This window comes from Pseudarthrobacter sp. NPDC080039 (genome assembly GCF_040702335.1).
GTDB classification, from domain to species: domain Bacteria; phylum Actinomycetota; class Actinomycetes; order Actinomycetales; family Micrococcaceae; genus Arthrobacter; species Arthrobacter enclensis_A.
Genome location: NZ_JBFBKY010000024.1, coordinates 40,823 through 57,508, shown reverse-complemented (window position 1 = coordinate 57,508; position 16,686 = coordinate 40,823). Strand labels below are relative to the sequence as shown.

Sequence of the window (16,686 nt, the reverse complement as noted above, 5' to 3'; positions counted from 1 at the left end):
TGGGCAGATCTGTTGGCCATCACCGGGCAGTTTTACTGGCCACCAGCGGGCACATTAACTGGCCGCCCGTGGGCAGAAATTAATGGCCATTGACACGGTGTGTCCCGCTGCAAATTTTTCATCAATTCGGCGTACCCCCGAGTTTTCCGCAGGCAGGCGTGTCCCCGCAAGACTTTGCCTGGCATCCCTCTGGAGGGATTTCCACTCTCGGGTTACATCCAGATGTGATGTCCCACAGTATGCAGGGCACGTCATTCCTCGCATTCGACGCAGTATGCGTAGCCGTTGCTTTCGCGGGCGAGCTGGGACCTGTGCCTGACCAAGAAACAGGATGCGCAGGTGAACTCGTCCATGCCCTGCGGGACGACTTGGACGATGAGTTCCTCGGAGACGATTTCACCGCCGGGAGTCAGCCCTTCGTCGAGGGCGTCGGCTTCGTCCAGACGCGTTACTGATGGAGTGGAACAAGGGCCGACGTGGCTGGAGCCGGCGCGCGCCCGGATCCGCCGCCCCGTTCAGGGCACGGAGAGTTGCTCCACGGCCCAGCCCAGAATGACCTCGTCAAAATCGTCCAGTAGAGGGATGCCACGGATGAAAGCATCGAGTTCCATTTCACCGCCCTGGCCGCCTTCGGCCCAGTAGCCCAACCACAAGTCGAACAGCGATACATCGTCGGCGTCGATCAAGGACCGAGCTCGCGACCGGGGGTTCTCAACGCTCATCGTGAAGCCTCCACAACCGTTACGCGTCAACAAGCTAAGTATACTGATGATTTCCCTCGGGTATCGGGATCGGGGAGGTCTATTTCCTGGCGTGGGCAAGTCCGATGCCCTGGATGCCCACCAGATCGCCATGTCCACTCTTCCGCTGACGGTAGCGAAACTGCGCCGCCCCCGTCTGCATGACGGGGTTCGCCAGGGCGTGAGGATTCTGGTCACGGCGCGCCAATCCATGGCCAAGGACCGCACTCGGGCGATCAACGCGCTCAACGCCTTGGTGCGCAGCAACGACCTTGGCATCGACGCCCGTAGGAAGCTCACCAGCACTCAGATCACCGAGGTCTCAAAGTGGCGGTCCCGTGAAGAAGAACTATCCCTGTCCGTCGCCCGCGCCGAGGCCGCGCGGCTGGCCAAACACGTCCTGGCACTGGATGAGCAACTCACGGCCAACGAGAAGCAGTTGGACGAACTGGTGAAGGTCAGCGAGGCCGCACCGCTGCTGGAGGAGACGGGATTCAAAGCGATCAGCGCCGCGAAGTGCCTCGCTGCGTGGTCGCACGAAGGCAGGGTCCGAAACGAGGCAGCGTTCGCCTCCCTCGCCGGGGTGAATCCCATCCCCGCGTCCTCCGGGAACACGGTCCGGCATCGGTTGAACCGGGGTGGTGACCGTTCGCTGAACAGTGCCCTGCACATGGTCGCGATCGTCAAGATGACCCACGACAGCGAAACCCGCGATTACGTGGAGAAACGACATGCCGAGGGGCGTACCGATAAGGAAATCCGTCGCTGCATCAAACGCTACTTGGCTCGCCGCATCTACCGGACACTCAGCACGTCAGCAACACGGATGAACGCGGCTTGACAGACATAGAAGAGTCTAGCCCTAGTAGTACTTTGTTAGGTTTTTGGGTGTTGGTCTTTTAATCCCCTGCGGGGTCTGTTAATTTCGGGGGGTGAAGGACGAGGAGATCGCGGCTGTTCGGGGCAGGCTGGAGGACTATGTTGCGGAGGTTTTTGCGTCGTTGCCGCGGAGGGATCAGCGGGCCAAGGGCAGCCTGTATCTTCGGGGGCTGATGCTCGATGGCCGGCGGAAATCGATCCAGCCGATGGCAGAACGGCTTGGCGTGGATCATCAGCAGTTGCAGCAGTTCGTGGCGTCCTCGACCTGGGCGGTGGAGCCTGCGCGGCGCCGGCTGGCGTATCTGGCGGTTGAGACGATCAGGCCTGAGGCCTGGGTCATCGATGACACCGGATTCAAAAAGGACGGGCCGTCCTCCCCGTGCGTGGCCCGCCAGTACTCCGGCACGCTGGGCAAAATCGGGAACTGCCAGATCGGGGTGTCCGTGCATGCGGCCACCGACGCGGCGTCCTGCCCGCTGGACTGGCGGCTGTATGTCCCTGAGGCCTGGGATGATACGTGCGCAGAGACGAACGAGGCCGCCGCTTCAGTGCAGGCCCGGCGGGAGCGGGCAGGGATCCCGGACACTGTCCGGCACCGCACGAAATGGTCCCAGGCGCTGGAAATGATCGATGAAATCAAGGCCTGGGGGCTGGTCCCGCCGGTGGTCGTGGCCGATGCCGGATATGGGGAAGTCACCGCGTTCCGTCAAGGCCTGACTGACCGCGGCATCCCTCACGTTCTCGCGGTCAAGGCCTCCACCAGCGCCCATCCCACCCACGCGGTGCCCGAACCCGTGCCCTACAGCGGCCGAGGACCCCGCGGCGCGGACCGGTACCGCGAAGGCCCCTCCTCGCTGCGGGACCTCGCCCTCGCCTCAGGACGCAAACACCTGCGCCAGGCCACCTGGCGCCACGGCACCAAAAACAGTCCAGGAAACCGGACCGCAGCCATGAAATCACGCTTCCTGGCCCTACGCGTTCGTCCCGCCAACCGCGATATTCCACTGAACAAGGACGGGTCGCTGCCCGAGGCCTGGATGCTCGCCGAATGGCCTGCCCACGAGCCAGCACCCACCGACTACTGGCTCTCCGACCTGCCCGCCGACACGCCCCTGAAAACCCTGGTCCGGCTCGCGAAAATGCGCTGGCGCATCGAACACGACTACCGCGAACTCAAAACCGGCCTGGGCCTTGCCCACTTCGAAGGACGCTCCTTCACCGGCTGGCACCGCCACGCCACCCTCGTCACCGCAGCCCACCTCTTCATAACCCGGCTACGGCTCGCCAACCCAAAAGCAGATGGGGCAGCCTGAGCCTCTACGGCATCCTGAAGGAACTCCAACGAGTCCTCGCCGCATGGCTCGGCCACTGCCCCCACTGCCGACAACGAGCACCAACCTAACAAAGTACTACTAGGAGTAACCAAGAAGACCCGCCCGCCCGGCAAGGGCTCTGATGCTCCGGAGTTTCACCTCTGACTTCCACGCCTGCGGCCCTAGACTTTCGCCATGCACCCCTTGGCGGCTATCGCCCTGGTGTTCCTCTCCGGACTTGCCTGGGTCGGCACCATATTGACTGTGTTGGTGTCCCTGTCCAAAGAGCGACGGTGCCGCGAACTCAGTCGGGGTTGCGCTCAAGTCGCCGCCGGAGTGAAATCAGCACCAAGGCAGTATTCTCCTTCTCCTGTTTGCTTCCGCACCCGGCCTGCAAGACTGCGCAGGGTCCCCGGGGGCTCATACGAGAGCAGCAAACCAGAATTAGCTCCGTCCGCTAACCTCCGGGGTGAACCGCTGATTTCCCCAAAGCATCGCGAGGAATCTCCGGACCGAATCTGCCCAAAATTCGTGTCCAAAAAACGGCCCGACCGCCAAAGCGGGCAAGGGCCAGCCGAACCGGCCGGAGGGCCGGCTCAAGTCAGCCAAGTCTTTCCGCAGGATTAGCCCACGTTGGCCCTCCGCCCACCCGGGTGGACGTAGCGTGGGATGATGGGCGCTTCAACATCGACGCACGCAGGGGACCCCGCCGAGGTACCGGGCCCCTTCGCGGTGTCGGGCGCTGCGGAAGTTGCCTTCCTATACATAGGCTCCCCGGACGTGCGTGCGCTGCCCTTGCTGGACCCCGTCGTCCTCGAAGAACTGACCGAAGATCTCGGTGCGCCTGACATGTCACTGAAGTTTGTCCGCGACTACGCGGGACTGTGGAGCCAGCGCTACACCCGGCTAACGAACTCTGTCGCGCAGGAAGACCTCGACGCGGCTCTGGACCCGGTGATCAGCCTGAAGGTTACCTCAGCGATGGTGGGCGGTGCCCGTCTGGCGCGTCTGGGCCACATTCTGGAAACGGCTCTCCGGCAAGGAGACCTTCAGCAGGCCCGGGCCCTGCTGGCCCTGATAGACGCCGACGGCCACGACACCGTCGCTGAACTGCAGCGCCGGCATGACCTGCCCTCTGCCTGATCAGTTCCGCCGGCGCCCCGAGCAGCCTTATCCACGTCGATGTGGCGGGGACGTCTTCGGCCGGGGCAACCGGTAGCCGACACCGCGCACGGTCTCCAGCCAACGGGGCGACTCCTGATCGTCGCGGAGCTTACGGCGGATGTTCCCGATATGGACCTCGACAGCGCGTTCATCCGCGTCACTGACGTAGGTATCATCGGAGTCTTGCCCGGCCCGGACCGCGCGGACCAAGCCAGTCCGTGACAGCACCGCGCCCGCTCCCCGTATCACCTCATGGAGCAGCTCGAACTCGCTCCGGGTCAGCTCGAGCGCTCTTCCGTGGAGCGAAGCAGTCCGTCGCCGGTAGTCGAGTTCCAACCCGTTGCAGCGAAGGATGGAGCCGCTGCTCCGCGACTCGCCGGACGCCGGAGGGACAGTCCCGGATGTGCCTGCGGCCGCTGCCTCGGACCCGTGGCGGGGTCTGCGCATCATCGCAGTGATACGAGCCCGGACTTCCCTCGGGCGGAACGGCTTGGTGATGTAGTCATCAGCGCCGCCCTGCAGCGCGGCCAACACATCGGCCTCGTCCTCCCTGCCGGTGAGCATCACAATGTACGCGGTACTGAACTTCCGAATCCTGCGAAGAACCTCAAAACCATCGATGTCAGGCAAGCCAACATCCAAAGTCACCACATCCGGGCCGATCTCACGGACCCTGTCAACCCCTTCCCTGCCACACACCGCGGTGTGAACTTCAAAACCTGATTGAACCAGCACAGCTTCCAAGAGCCCGCGCACATCCAGATCGTCTTCAACAATCACGGCCACGCCCAGTTCGCCCATGACCCCTCCACTGAGTGCTCCGAAAATCCCTGACCGCCCAGCGCAGACGCGATTTCCGGGGACCACATTTCCACGCTACAACCAAACAGGCGCCTCACGCAGTCCAACCTTGCTTACGGGTCGCAATACCGGATGAATAGAAGCACGGCGTCCCGGCGCCACGCAGCCCGGACGTCCCCAAGTTCCGTGCTGCCCTTCTATCCGAACAAAACCCGGCTACGCCCAACTCAGCGATGTCCGGTGTCACCTTCCTGACCGGGAAAAACATCAGCCAGCACTTCAGTAAATGGGCCTGGTGGAGGACGGGGACCTGATAGTCATCGCCGTCGGTTTGCCTCCGGAAAGGGCGACGAGCCCAACTCCCACAAGATGCACCAGGTGGGCGACCTCACCGCTCCACCCACGCGGGAGAAGTCACCAGCACCAAGGAAACGCTCGCCCCTGGCCGAAAAGAAGAAAAAGGCCCCACACCATCACATCTCTTGAAGTACACCCAAACCTGACGTCACAGGCGCCTGACGAGGGAGAACGTGGCCAATGGGAGGAGCTACCAGTCTTCCTTCGGCGCCCGCCCCGGTTACAACCGGTGACACATCCACCGACTGCCCGAGCCGGACCCATCGAGTCCAGAAATTGGGGATCATTTTGATCATTCTCGAGGTTGCCCACTGCCGATTTCCTTGCCAGCCACTGTCGGGGTGGGATCTAAGAAAGTCATGACCCACTGTCAACAAAACGGGACTCGGACTATCCTGACGCTGCCGCCGCAGCAGATGCCGCCATAGATGACGAGAGCCCGAGAATTGGGTGGCAATAGCTATGAGGAAGTAGACGCACAGCGACTCACAAAACTCACAAGGACCCACAGATGCGCGCGTTGCCCAATCCCTTCCGCCCCACTGCGGGGTCTACTCCCCCAGAACTGATTGGGCGCGAGGGAATGCTCGATGAGTTCGAGTACGGCCTTGGGTTGGGTCCTGGCGCGCCGGGACTGTTGACCATCATCACTGGCGCCCGCGGCATCGGGAAAACTGCGCTGCTGAGCGCGGCCCAGGGCAAAGCCCGGCAGCAAGGCTGGATTGTCATCTCCGAAATCGCCACGCCCGGTTTTGTGGGCCCGATCGGCGAGACGATGCGGCTTCATCTGGAAGAACTCGCCCCCCGGCCCGGCCGGACGCCGAATCACCGCCCTTGGCGTGGCCGGCTTCACTCTAACCACCCAGCTGCCGGCCGAAAGGCAGGTTGACTGGCGGAGGCTGGGCGGCCAACTCCTGAGCCTGCTAGCCGAAAAGAAGACCGGGCTGCTTTTCACCGTTGACGAAATCCATTCGGCTGACCGCACGGAACTTTCCCAACTCGCCGCCGACGTCCAGCACTTCATTCGCGACGGGCTGCCGATCGGTCTGATTTTCGCGGGGCTCCCGGCGGCGGTTTCGGACCTGCTGAACGAGGGAGTCGCCACGTTCCTGCGCCGGGCAGAACGGATCGACCTGCATGCCGCGGCCGTCAACGAAGTTCAGCGCTCCTACGAAGACACGTTCCGGCAGGCCGGAATAAGGATCCCTAACGATCAGATCCGGCGTGCAGCCGAGGCTACCGGTGGCCACCCCTTCCTGATCCAGCTCATCGGCTACCAGCTATGGCGCCAAGCCGAGATCAACGACCTCACCCTGGAAGCGGAAAACGTCACCCAGGCCATTGCAGCAGCCCGTCGCCGCTACGAGATGACGGTGATCGAAGCAGCTCTTACCACTGCCTCGGCGAAGGACAAGGACTTCCTCCGTGCCGTGGCGGAAGACGATGGTGCTGTTGCCGCCGGCGACATCGGCAAGCGGCTCAACGCCAAGAGCAACGTTGTGGCCAACTACCGGGCCCGGCTCATCGCCGCTGGACTCATAGAGGCACCCGCGTACGGCAAGGTCGATTTCGCCATCCCAGGCCCTCGCGAGTACCTCCGCAAAAAACGAGCCACGTAGACGCACCGATCGGACATAGAACCAAATCGGGCGGGCCAACCCGACAGAACCTCCACTATCGGCTCTTCGAAATGGCCGGATCCGGGGTTCTCGAAGCGATGTTTTATCGCCATCCCTTCGTATGTGGGACAGGGGCGGATTCACCCGATGGGAGCGTCGGTGCCGCGTTCGTCGCTGCCATCACAATGGTGTTCAGACGCCGTAGATGTTTTTCCGGGCGTCGATGTAGCGGCCACGCACCTCGGCACCCCAGTGTCCTTCGGGTTCGTAGGCCGCTTCAACGCTCCGGTGCCAGTTGGGAAGGCTTCCGGAGGCTGACCATGCCGCTTGCCGGGCAGCCCCTAGGGCCACGTATTCTTTCGTTGTAGGGATCTCGACGGGCACCCCGAAAATGCTGGCTGCGGCCTGGCGCAGTGCCGTGGACTTCGATCCTCCTCCGATCAGTAAAACTTTATCCGGGGCTACGCCGGACTGTTTAAGAATGTCGATGGCGTCGGCCAATGAATTGAGTACGCCCAGCACGGAGGCGCGGGCGACGTTCTGAGGGGTCATGTTGCTTCTGCTGAGACCGGTCAGGGATCCGGTCGCGTGGGGAAGGTTGGGGCTTCGCTCCCCGTCCAGGTACGGCAGGAATGTCAGCCCTCCTGCGTCCTTGTCGGCGGCAAGGGCCAGCGAATCGAGTGCTGGCAGGTCGATGCCAAGCATTGAGGCGGTGGCGGCCATGACACGGGCGGAGTTGAGCATGGCCAGGAGGGGTAAATGATTGCCGGTGGCGTCCGCGAAACCGGCGACTGCCCCGGTCGGATCAGGGACAGGGGACGGTGTCATGGTGAATACGGTTCCGGAGGTGCCGATGGAGACGACAAGTTCGCCGGAACGGATGCCAAGTCCCAGGGCTGCTGCGGCATTGTCACCGGCGCCCGCGCCCAGGAGTGCCCCGTCAATTCCCCAACCGCTCTGCACGATTCCTGCCGGTTCGTCAGAGGGCACTACACGAGGCAGCTGGGGCACGCGTCCGAAGAAGCGTTCCAGCAGGTCGGTGCGGTAGCTGTTGGTCACGGCGGAGTAGTAGCCGGTGCCTGAGGCGTCGCTTCGGTCGGTGGTGAACTCGCCGGCCAGGGCGCCGTTCAGCCAGTCATGGGGCAGCACTACCTGTGCAATCCGGCTTGCGGCGTCCGGTTCTTTTCGTGCCAGCCACGCCAGCTTGGTGAGGGTGAACGAAGCGACCGGGACAAGGTTGACGGCGTCAACCCACCCTTCGGGTCCCAGTTCATCGCGTAGGCGTGCCGCGTCCGCCGCGCTGCGGGTGTCGTTCCACAGCAAGGCCTCGTACACGGGTGTTCGCGTACTGTCGAGGGCGACCATTCCATGCTGCTGTGCGGCAACGCTGGCGCCGGCGACGGAGCCACCCAGCCGGTCCGCGCCGGCGGCCTGCCATGCTTTACGCAGCGCGGACGTCCACACTTCAGGGTGCACCGCTGTGCGGTCCGGGTGCGGGGCTGCCCCCGAAGAGATGATGTCTCCGCTGTGGGCGTCCACGGCGAGAACTTTGCAGGACTGGGTGGAGGAATCCACCCCGATGACAATGCTCATTGACTGTTCTCCTCATCACTCAGGTCATTCAGGGCTTTGGCCAGCGGCTCATCAACGATCAACGTGGTGACAAACCCGGCCGCGGCCACGGCGCGCACCGCATCTGCCCGGGCTTCTCCCTGGGCAATCGCAATCACCCGCGGGGTCCGCTGCAGCTGCTTGATGGTGACGGCTATGATGCGCTCATCCAATCCGGATTCGACCGGAACTCCGGCTGAATTCAGCAGCCGCCCTGAACATTCCGCTATAGCGCCGGCCAACACCGCTTCTTCGCACACCGCCGGGTCCGCCCGTTCCCAAACCGTGGAGCAGCCCGGCTTCCAGGCGCCGATTGCTACCACAGCCAGGTCAAGGGAGTCGGCCTTGGCCAGGGCCCCGGCAATCTCCGGCTGACGCATCAGCCCCGATGCCGTTGCCGGATCCTCAACCACCAAGGGCGACCACAGGGGCCAAGCCAGTCCGCCGCTCAAATGTGACAGCCGCTGGATGAGTTCCAGAGGGTTGCTGTCCGCTTCGGCCGGAAGGGCGCCGGCGAGCTGGACGATGTCGCAGCGGGGAAGTTCTCCGACCAGGCGGGAGGCAACGTCCAGGGTGCGGGACCAGGAGATACCGAGGGTCCCGCCCGGGGGCGTCTGACGTGAGATTTCCTTGGCGGCGGCCTTTGCCAGGATCCCGCGGGCCTGGGTTTCGTCACCCGTTGCGTCCACGACGATGACCTGGCGCACATTCAGGGAAGCCTCAATCCGCCACACATCGGCGGTGGAGAGATGGGACGGAAAATGAACCTTGATTTCCACGATGCCGTTCTCGCGGGCTTCGGCGAGCAGCCGCGCGACCTGAAACCGGGAGAGCTGATAGTTGGCGGCTATTTCCACTTTCGGGCGGTTTTCCAGGTAGTACTCCCTGCCGATGCGCGCCAGAAGCTCCTCATGAGATTGTTCGGGCATGTTCTTGCTCTTTCCACCGGCATAACGTTTGAGTGCGGCCTGTTGCTCAAATGAGTATATATGACTAGAGTCACTTAACAGATGAGCGGTTCCGGGTCGCTCAGATGTGCAGTTGGCAAAATAAGCGGGTGTTGGTTGCCCCTGACATCTGGGCCTGGAATCCCCACAGAGGCCTGCCGGTGGCTCCGACAGCATTGGCGGCCAAATGCGTGTGTGCAGTGAAAGATCCCGGGAAACGCCGGTCTTTCGCTGCGGGATGAAGTCGTGCGGCGGCGTGAGTGTAGGCGCCGAACGTCCTTGGAAAGCAGACGCACAGCGGTACCCCGACCTCAGAAGAACAAAGGAGTCCTTATGCGACCCAAGTCCCGTTCGGCCGCAGTCGCGGCCGGTGCTATTACTTTTGCCCTGGCCCTGTCGGCCTGTTCGGGTGCCGGTGGCGGCACGTCTGTCGGCGATCAGAACAGCATCAACGTCCTGATGGTGAACAACCCTCAGATGGAGGATCTGCAGAAGCTCACGGCGGATAACTTCACGAAAGACACCGGCATCAAGGTCAACTACACGGTGCTGCCGGAGAACGATGTCCGGGCCAAGATCAGCCAGGAGTTCTCCAGCCAGGCCGGCCAGTACGATGTTGCCTCGCTGTCCAACTACGAGATCCCGTTTTATTCCGCGAACGGCTGGCTTGCACCGCTCGATGACACGGTGGCCAAGAACGCGGACTTCAACCAGAAGGACATTTTGCCGGCCTACACCGCGTCGTTGACGGGCAAGGACGGCAAACTCTATGGCGAGCCGTTCTACGGTGAGTCCTCGTTCCTGATGTACCGCAAGGACATTTTCGACGCCAAGGGCCTGACCATGCCGGAGAAGCCCACCTGGGACCAGGTCGCGGACCTCGCGGCCAAGGCCGACGGCGCGGCCCCAGGCATGAAGGGCATCTGCCTGCGTGGCCAGCCCGGCTGGGGACAGGTCTTTGCCCCGCTGACCACGGTTGTCAACACTTTCGGCGGGACCTGGTTCGATAAGGACTGGAACGCCAAGGTCAACGCCCCCGAATTCACCGCAGCCACCCAGTTCTATGTGGATCTGGTCCGCGCTCACGGTGAAGCCGGTGCGGCGCAGGCCGGGTTTACGGAGTGCCTGAACAACATGAGCCAGAGCAAGACGGCCATGTGGTACGATGCCACCTCCGCGGCCGGGTCCCTGGAAGCGGACAGCTCCCCGGTCAAGGGCAAGATCGGCTACGTGCAGGCACCGGTGAAGGAGACCAAGTCCTCCGGCTGGCTCTGGACCTGGTCATGGGGCGTACAGGCGGCCTCGAAGAAGCAGGACGCTGCCGGCAAGTTCATTGCCTGGGCCAGCTCGAAGAAGTACGAGGAACTCGTGGCCTCAAAGCTGGGCTGGGCGAAGGTCCCCTCAGGCAAGCGCATCTCCACCTACGAGAACACAGATTTCCAGAAGTCCGCCCCGTTCTTCCAGGCTGAGCGCACCGCCATTGAAAACGCGGATCCGAAGAACCCCGGTGTCCAGCCCCGTCCCGCCATCGGTGTTCAGTTCGTCGGCATCCCTGAGTTCGCCGACCTCGGCACCACGGTCTCCCAGGGTGTCAGCTCCGCCATTGCGGGCCAGGGTTCCGTGGCCGACGCGCTGGCCAAGGGCCAGGACGCCGCACAAAAAATCGGTGACAAGTACAAAGCCAAGTAGCCATCCCCACCAACCGGTTCTGTGGGCCACCGCCGGCGGTCCACAGAACCGCAGGAGACCGTCATGACAACAGCCACAGCGCGTATCCCCCGCCACGGACACAGCGCACCCAAACCTTCCAAGAACGTCAGGTCACGTGAACGTGCCCTGGCCTGGGCTCGGCGTGCGCCGCTGCTGCCGGCCCTGATCTTCCTTATCATCGTCACTCAGCTTCCGTTCGTGGTGACCCTGATCATTTCGTTCCTGAACTGGAACAGCCTGCGCCCGGACCAAACAGGATTCGCCGGCTTCCAGAACTACGCCACGGTTCTGACCGACCCGGACCTGCGACAGGCCATTTTCACCACTATCATCCTTACCGTCTCGGTCGTCCTCGCCAGTCTCGTCATCGGCCTTGGGCTGGCTCTGCTGCTCGACAAGAAGTTCATCGGCCGCGGACTGGCCCGCACCCTGCTGATCGCCCCGTTCCTTGTCGTTCCCGTTGCAGCCGCCCTCATCTGGAAGCACGCGATCCTGAACCCGACCTACGGCCTGATCAATGGTGGTCTGACTTGGTTCTGGTCCCTGTTCGGCAGTAACACCCCGCCTCAACCGGACCTCCTGTCCCAGGCTCCCCTGATGGCCGTGATCGCCTCGCTGGTCTGGCAGTGGACACCGTTCATGATGCTGATCCTGCTCGCCGGTCTCCAGTCCCGGCCCATGGACACCGTCGAGGCCGCCCAAATGGACGGCGCCACGCCCTGGGCGATCTTCCGGCATCTGACGCTGCCGCACCTGCGCCAGTACCTGGAGCTCGGGGGGCTGCTCGGCGCCATTTACATCGTGCAGAACTTCGACGCCGTCTTCACCCTCACCTCTGGCGGCCTGGGCACCGCCAACCTGCCCTACGCCATCTACCAGACGTTCTACTTCGCCAACGAGTACGGGCTCGCCTCAGCGGCAGGTGTCGTCGTGGTCATCGGCACCATCATCGTGGCGACCTTCGCCCTCCGAACCGTCTTTTCGCTCTTCAAGAAGGAGGCAGGTCGATGAGCACCCTCACTCCCACCGCGCCCCAGGGCGCCCCCATAGGCCCGACCGCGTCGAAGTCCAGCTCCCGCCGCCGCGGTAAAACCCGGATGGATCCGACCAGGAACAGCACCGCAGCAGGGATCGCGGCGTGGCTGCTGGCACTGCTTTTCGCAACACCTGTCCTGTGGATGATCCTGACCTCGTTCCACTCCGAAACCGACGCAGCGACCAATCCCCCGTCGATCGCAGCAAACCTGACACTGGATGCGTACAAGGAGTTCTTCGGTGCCAGTTCAGGCGTCAGCCCGTGGCCGCCCTTAATTAACTCCGCGATGGCCTCGATCCTTTCCACGGTCCTGGTCCTGGTTCTGGCCATCCCGGCGGCTTACGCATTATCAATCAAGCCTGTGAAGAAGTGGACGGACGTCATGTTCTTCTTCCTCTCTACCAAGATGATGCCCGTGGTCGCCGCGATCCTTCCCCTTTACCTGTTCGCGAAGACCACAGGCGCCTTGGACAACATCTGGTTCCTGATCCTCATGTACACGTCCATGAACCTGCCCATCGCGGTCTGGATGATGCGGTCTTTCCTCGCCGAAGTCCCGGAGGAAATGCTCGAAGCCGCGCAGATCGACGGGGCAGGTCTCCTGCTCATCCTGCGCAAGATCGTCGCGCCCGTCGCGATGCCCGGCATCGCCGCGACCGCCCTGATCTGCTTCATCTTCAGCTGGAACGAACTGCTGCTCGCCCGCGTCCTTACCGGTGTCGTGGCGGGTACCGCCCCGGTGTTCCTGACCGGGTTCGTCTCCAGCCAGGGACTGTTCCTGGCCAAGGTCTGCGCGGCCGCCGTGGTGATCTCCCTGCCCGTCCTGTTCGCCGGCTTCGCCGCCCAGGACAAACTCGTCCAGGGCCTCTCCCTCGGCGCCGTGAAGTAATGCCCCGAGCCGCGACCTGCCCGTCCACTTTTCATCTCAAAGGAATACTCCTGTGACGACATCTACCGCACAGTCTTCGGCGCTCGGGCAGCCCGAGCTTCCCGCCACAATGCGCGCCGCTGTTCTGAAACGCCAGGGCGACATGGCCTTGGAGGAACTGCCGGTCCCGCGCCTGGACGCGGACCAGGTCCTGGTGCAGGTCGCCGCCGTCGGCGTCTGCGGCAGCGACGTCCACTATTACGAACACGGCCGGATCGGTCCTTACATCGTGGACCACCCCCTGATCCTTGGCCATGAACTCTCCGGCCGGATCGCCGCGGTGGGAAGCGCGGTTGATCCCTCCCGTATCGGCAAGCGCGTTGCCGTTGAACCCCAGCGCCCGTGCCGCACGTGCAAGCAGTGCAAAGCAGGCCGTTACAACCTGTGCCCCGACATTGAGTTCTACGCCACCCCGCCGATCGATGGCGCGTTCGCCGAGTACGTGACGATCCAGTCTGACTTCGCCTTTGACATCCCGGACAGCGTCAGCGACGAGGCGGCCGCCCTGATCGAACCGCTCTCAGTGGGCCTCTGGGCGTGTGAACGCGCCGGGATCCGCCCCGGCAGCCGCGTGCTCATCGCAGGCGCCGGCCCGATCGGCATCATCGCCGCCCAGGCTGCCCGCGCCTTCGGCGCGACCGAAATCCACATCACGGACATTGCTGAGGACCGTCTGGCCTTCGCCCTGGAACACGGGGCCACCCACGCACTCAACGCGAAGACGGACACCGTGGAAGGGCTGGAAGTCGATGCTTTCATCGACGCGTCCGGCGCCCCGCAGGCCGTCCGCTCCGGCATCAAAGCCGTCAGGCCGGCCGGAACGGTCATCCTGGTCGGACTGGGGGCAGATGACGTCGAACTTCCCGTCTCCTACATCCAGAACCGCGAGATCTGGCTCTCCGGGGTGTTCCGCTACACCAACACCTGGCCCCTGGCCATCCAACTCGTGGCAGAGGGAAAGATCGATCTCGATGTCCTCGTCACCGGCAAGTTCCCGCTCGACGATGCCGAAGCGGCCCTGAACGCCGCCCAGCAGCCGGGCCAGCTCAAAGCCATCGTCTACCCGGGCCACTGATGGACCTGCCAAACGCCCGGCAACCCGGGAGTCAGCGGCCGGAAGGTGACACCCTCCAATCACAGGAGGTGGAACGGGCGGTGGCAGATCTTCGGCTTCGCCTCGCCGACGGGAAGAGAATGCTGCTCGGCATCGCCGGCGCACCCGGTTCCGGTAAGTCCACCTTTGCGGCCTGCCTGCAAAAACACCTCGGCCCAGGCTCCGCGGTGGTGGTACCAATGGATGGCTTCCACCTGGGTAACGCCATCATCGATGGCACACCGCTCAGGCAGCGCAAAGGCGCCATCGACACGTTCGACGTCGGCGGATACCTCTCACTGCTGCAGCGCCTTGCACGGCGGGACGAGCAGGTGGTCTACGCGCCCGATTTCCGCCGCAGCATCGACGAACCTGTGGCCGCGTCCATTCAAATACCCGCAGCCGTTCCGCTCGTCATTACCGAGGGCAACTACCTCCTCGCGGAACCGCCCCCGTGGCAACAGGTCCGGGCCCAGCTGGACGAGGTGTGGTTCCTGGATACACCCCGGCACCTGCGCCTGTCCCGGCTCGTTGACAGGCACATCCTCTTCGGCAAAGACCGCACCGCAGCACACGCGTGGGCGGCCGGATCCGACGAAATCAACGCCCGGCTGATCGAGGCCACCCGTGACGCGGCAGACCGGACCATCCAATGGTCCTGACCCCTGCATAAGAAAAGGAGACAGCAAATGCCACCAGCTGAAACCAGCCCGTCGGGTCTTAGCCGAAAACGGTGACCGCGGCTCCATCCCGGACACGTTCAGCGCACTGTCTGCCCTTCCCGGCAAGGCAAAGATCATTGACTGTTTGCGGGAAAGTGACCCGCCCCGGCATGCGCCCGGGGACAGGCTCCCCATCGATCGACCAGCACATCCCGAAAGGCTAAACACATGCATACACTCACCAGTTCGACTCTCCGGGAACTGCCCGCTGCTGTAGGCAAACCCTCTTATGACCGCTCAGCTCTCACGGCGGGAATTGTCCATTTCGGCGTCGGAGGCTTTCACCGCGCGCACCAAGCCATGTATCTGGACCGGTTGATGAACGCCGGCCACGCCCTTGACTGGGCGATCTGCGGCGTCGGGGTGCTCCCCGGAGACGCCCGCATGAAGCAGGTCATGGAGGCCCAGGACTGCCTCTACACACTTGTCGTGAAAAACCCGGATGGCACCCGGGAGGCACGCGTCATCGGCTCGATCATCGAATACCTTTTCGCGCCCGAGGACCCAGAAGCTGTCATCGAGAAAATGGCCTCCGAAGAAATCCGCATCGTCTCGCTCACTGTGACCGAGGGCGGCTACAACTTTCACCACGTCACCGGTGAATTCAACACCGAGAACCCCGATGTCATCCACGATCTCCAGCCCGGATCCGCACCGCGGACAACCTTCGGGCTGGTCACCGAGGCCCTTGCCCGGCGCCGCGAACGGGGTCTGGAGCCATTCACGGTGATGTCCTGCGACAACATTCAGGGCAACGGCGACGTCGCACGGAAAATGTTTACCGCCTTCGCCTCTCTCAAAGATGCCAAGCTTGGCCGGTGGATCGAGGAAAACGTACCCTTCCCCAACAGCATGGTCGACAGAATCACCCCCGTCACCACCGACGAAGACCGCGGCGCGATCGAGGAAGAATTCGGCGTGAAAGACGAATGGCCCGTGGTCTGCGAGCCATTCGAACAATGGGTACTCGAAGACAACTTCAGCCTGGGCCGACCACCATTTGAAAACGTCGGAGTACAGCTCGTGAAAGACGTGGAACCCTACGAGCTCATGAAGCTACGCCTGCTCAACGCCAGCCACCAGGGCATGTGCTACTTCGGCTACCTCGCCGGGTACCGCTACGCCCACGAAGTCTGCCAAGACCCCCTGTTCTCCCGGTTCCTGCTCGACTACATGGACGAAGAAGCCACGCCAACCCTGCACCCGGTCCCCGGCATCGACCTCGACGCCTACAAAAACACTCTCATCGAACGATTCTCAAATGAGCACGTCCGCGACACCCTGGCCCGGCTGTGCGCAGAAAGCTCAGACCGTATTCCCAAGTGGCTCCTTCCAGTGATCCGTATCAATCTGGCACATGGCGGCCAAATCCATCGCTCGGCAGCCATCGTGGCCAGCTGGGCACGGTACGACGAAGGCTCCGACGAGCAGGGCAACCCGATTGAGGTAGTGGACCGCCTGAAGGACACTCTGATGGCCGCCGCCGCTCGGCAGCGCCAGGACCCACTGTCCTTCATCTCGGACCGCGAAGTCTTCGGCGACCTCATCGATGATCAACGGTTCGTCAAGGCCTACTCCGACGCGCTGACCAGCCTCCACGACCACGGCGCGAAAGGCACCCTACGCTCCCTAAATCCGGGGCTCTAAATTCCACGACAACACCGCCCCCGGGCAGCGCCGACGACACGCATGCGAAGGCCATGCGGTGACGGTCACGTCGTGCCAGCGCCCAAGTTACCTTAGGTGCTCGCTAACGACGTTTCTCG

General features: G+C 63.2%; 14 protein-coding genes and 2 pseudogenes. 11 read left to right on the top strand and 5 right to left on the bottom strand.

Annotation, left to right across the window (positions count from 1 at the left end; translation table 11 throughout):
• Positions 1–251 precede the first annotated feature (251 nt).
• Both AB0313_RS18615 and AB0313_RS18610 read right to left on the bottom strand, forming a co-directional pair.
• Positions 252–443, bottom strand: a pseudogene (locus AB0313_RS18615) (DUF4193 family protein); the annotation flags it as partial.
• A 72-nt stretch (positions 444–515) separates the two neighbouring features.
• Positions 516–722 (bottom strand): hypothetical protein, encoded by a 207-nt coding sequence (locus AB0313_RS18610; protein ID WP_366307401.1) that lies wholly within the window; start codon positions 720–722, stop codon positions 516–518.
• A gap of 88 nt (positions 723–810) precedes the next feature.
• On the opposite strand from AB0313_RS18610, the pseudogene AB0313_RS18605 reads away from it, so the two are divergent.
• From AB0313_RS18605 to AB0313_RS18595, 3 genes and pseudogenes are all read left to right on the top strand, one after another.
• Positions 811–1,581, top strand: a pseudogene (locus AB0313_RS18605) (transposase); the annotation flags it as partial.
• A gap of 91 nt (positions 1,582–1,672) precedes the next feature.
• On the top strand, positions 1,673–2,932 hold the full coding sequence (locus AB0313_RS18600) for an IS701 family transposase (RefSeq protein WP_366307399.1): 1,260 nt from the start codon (positions 1,673–1,675) through the stop codon (positions 2,930–2,932).
• 672 nt (positions 2,933–3,604) lie between these two features.
• Positions 3,605–4,075: an Hpt domain-containing protein gene (locus tag AB0313_RS18595; protein ID WP_366307397.1), complete on the top strand. Its 471-nt coding sequence runs from the start codon at positions 3,605–3,607 to the stop codon at positions 4,073–4,075.
• A 27-nt stretch (positions 4,076–4,102) separates the two neighbouring features.
• On the opposite strand, the gene AB0313_RS18590 is transcribed toward AB0313_RS18595, so the two are convergent.
• Positions 4,103–4,897, bottom strand: a complete 795-nt coding sequence (locus AB0313_RS18590) for a response regulator transcription factor (protein ID WP_366307395.1) — start codon at positions 4,895–4,897, stop codon at positions 4,103–4,105.
• Between the two features lie 940 nt (positions 4,898–5,837).
• On the opposite strand from AB0313_RS18590, the gene AB0313_RS18585 reads away from it, so the two are divergent.
• Both AB0313_RS18585 and AB0313_RS18580 read left to right on the top strand, forming a co-directional pair.
• Complete coding sequence (locus AB0313_RS18585) at positions 5,838–6,143, top strand: hypothetical protein (RefSeq protein ID WP_366307393.1); 306 nt, start codon at positions 5,838–5,840, stop codon at positions 6,141–6,143.
• Positions 6,094–6,873 (top strand): ATP-binding protein, encoded by a 780-nt coding sequence (locus tag AB0313_RS18580; RefSeq protein WP_366307391.1) that lies wholly within the window; start codon positions 6,094–6,096, stop codon positions 6,871–6,873. Before AB0313_RS18585 ends, AB0313_RS18580 begins: the two co-directional genes overlap by 50 nt.
• A 192-nt stretch (positions 6,874–7,065) precedes the next feature.
• Here the strand turns inward: AB0313_RS18580 and xylB are convergent, their stop codons facing one another.
• Together xylB and AB0313_RS18570 are read right to left on the bottom strand one after the other, a co-directional pair.
• A complete protein-coding gene (xylB, locus tag AB0313_RS18575) occupies positions 7,066–8,466 on the bottom strand; it encodes a xylulokinase (protein WP_366307389.1) in 1,401 nt (466 codons plus the stop codon).
• Complete coding sequence (locus AB0313_RS18570; protein WP_366307387.1) at positions 8,463–9,413, bottom strand: sugar-binding domain-containing protein; 951 nt, start codon at positions 9,411–9,413, stop codon at positions 8,463–8,465. The genes xylB and AB0313_RS18570 overlap by 4 nt, the downstream gene beginning before the upstream one ends.
• Before the next feature lie 351 nt (positions 9,414–9,764).
• On the opposite strand from AB0313_RS18570, the gene AB0313_RS18565 reads away from it, so the two are divergent.
• The 6 genes from AB0313_RS18565 to AB0313_RS18540 all read left to right on the top strand — a co-directional run bounded on the left by AB0313_RS18565 (position 9,765) and on the right by AB0313_RS18540 (position 16,567).
• A complete protein-coding gene (locus tag AB0313_RS18565) occupies positions 9,765–11,120 on the top strand; it encodes an extracellular solute-binding protein (RefSeq protein ID WP_366307385.1) in 1,356 nt (451 codons plus the stop codon).
• Positions 11,121–11,183: 63 nt separating this feature from the next.
• Positions 11,184–12,152: a sugar ABC transporter permease gene (locus tag AB0313_RS18560; RefSeq protein ID WP_366307383.1), complete on the top strand. Its 969-nt coding sequence runs from the start codon at positions 11,184–11,186 to the stop codon at positions 12,150–12,152.
• Positions 12,149–13,066, top strand: coding sequence for a carbohydrate ABC transporter permease (locus tag AB0313_RS18555; protein ID WP_366307381.1), 918 nt, complete (start codon positions 12,149–12,151; stop codon positions 13,064–13,066). Before AB0313_RS18560 ends, AB0313_RS18555 begins: the two co-directional genes overlap by 4 nt.
• A gap of 109 nt (positions 13,067–13,175) precedes the next feature.
• On the top strand, positions 13,176–14,180 hold the full coding sequence (locus AB0313_RS18550; protein ID WP_366307411.1) for an NAD(P)-dependent alcohol dehydrogenase: 1,005 nt from the start codon (positions 13,176–13,178) through the stop codon (positions 14,178–14,180).
• Entirely contained in the window at positions 14,180–14,860 is a 681-nt protein-coding gene (locus AB0313_RS18545; RefSeq protein ID WP_366307379.1) for a nucleoside/nucleotide kinase family protein, read from the top strand. Before AB0313_RS18550 ends, AB0313_RS18545 begins: the two co-directional genes overlap by 1 nt.
• A gap of 228 nt (positions 14,861–15,088) precedes the next feature.
• A complete protein-coding gene (locus AB0313_RS18540) occupies positions 15,089–16,567 on the top strand; it encodes a mannitol dehydrogenase family protein (protein ID WP_366307377.1) in 1,479 nt (492 codons plus the stop codon).
• Positions 16,568–16,686: the final 119 nt, after the last annotated feature.

What these genes read in the sequence shown, in the direction of transcription:
- AB0313_RS18610 (WP_366307401.1), bottom strand. Translation starts at nt 722, where the DNA reads ATGAGCGTTGAGAACCCCCGGTCGCGAGCTCGGTCCTTGATCGACGCC.
- AB0313_RS18595 (WP_366307397.1), top strand. Translation starts at nt 3,605, where the DNA reads ATGGGCGCTTCAACATCGACGCACGCAGGGGACCCCGCCGAGGTACCG.
- AB0313_RS18590 (WP_366307395.1), bottom strand. Translation starts at nt 4,897, where the DNA reads ATGGGCGAACTGGGCGTGGCCGTGATTGTTGAAGACGATCTGGATGTG.
- AB0313_RS18585 (WP_366307393.1), top strand. Translation starts at nt 5,838, where the DNA reads ATGCTCGATGAGTTCGAGTACGGCCTTGGGTTGGGTCCTGGCGCGCCG.
- xylB (WP_366307389.1), bottom strand. Translation starts at nt 8,466, where the DNA reads ATGAGCATTGTCATCGGGGTGGATTCCTCCACCCAGTCCTGCAAAGTT.
- AB0313_RS18570 (WP_366307387.1), bottom strand. Translation starts at nt 9,413, where the DNA reads ATGCCCGAACAATCTCATGAGGAGCTTCTGGCGCGCATCGGCAGGGAG.
- AB0313_RS18565 (WP_366307385.1), top strand. Translation starts at nt 9,765, where the DNA reads ATGCGACCCAAGTCCCGTTCGGCCGCAGTCGCGGCCGGTGCTATTACT.
- AB0313_RS18560 (WP_366307383.1), top strand. Translation starts at nt 11,184, where the DNA reads ATGACAACAGCCACAGCGCGTATCCCCCGCCACGGACACAGCGCACCC.
- AB0313_RS18555 (WP_366307381.1), top strand. Translation starts at nt 12,149, where the DNA reads ATGAGCACCCTCACTCCCACCGCGCCCCAGGGCGCCCCCATAGGCCCG.
- AB0313_RS18550 (WP_366307411.1), top strand. Translation starts at nt 13,176, where the DNA reads ATGCGCGCCGCTGTTCTGAAACGCCAGGGCGACATGGCCTTGGAGGAA.
- AB0313_RS18545 (WP_366307379.1), top strand. Translation starts at nt 14,180, where the DNA reads ATGGACCTGCCAAACGCCCGGCAACCCGGGAGTCAGCGGCCGGAAGGT.
- AB0313_RS18540 (WP_366307377.1), top strand. Translation starts at nt 15,089, where the DNA reads ATGCATACACTCACCAGTTCGACTCTCCGGGAACTGCCCGCTGCTGTA.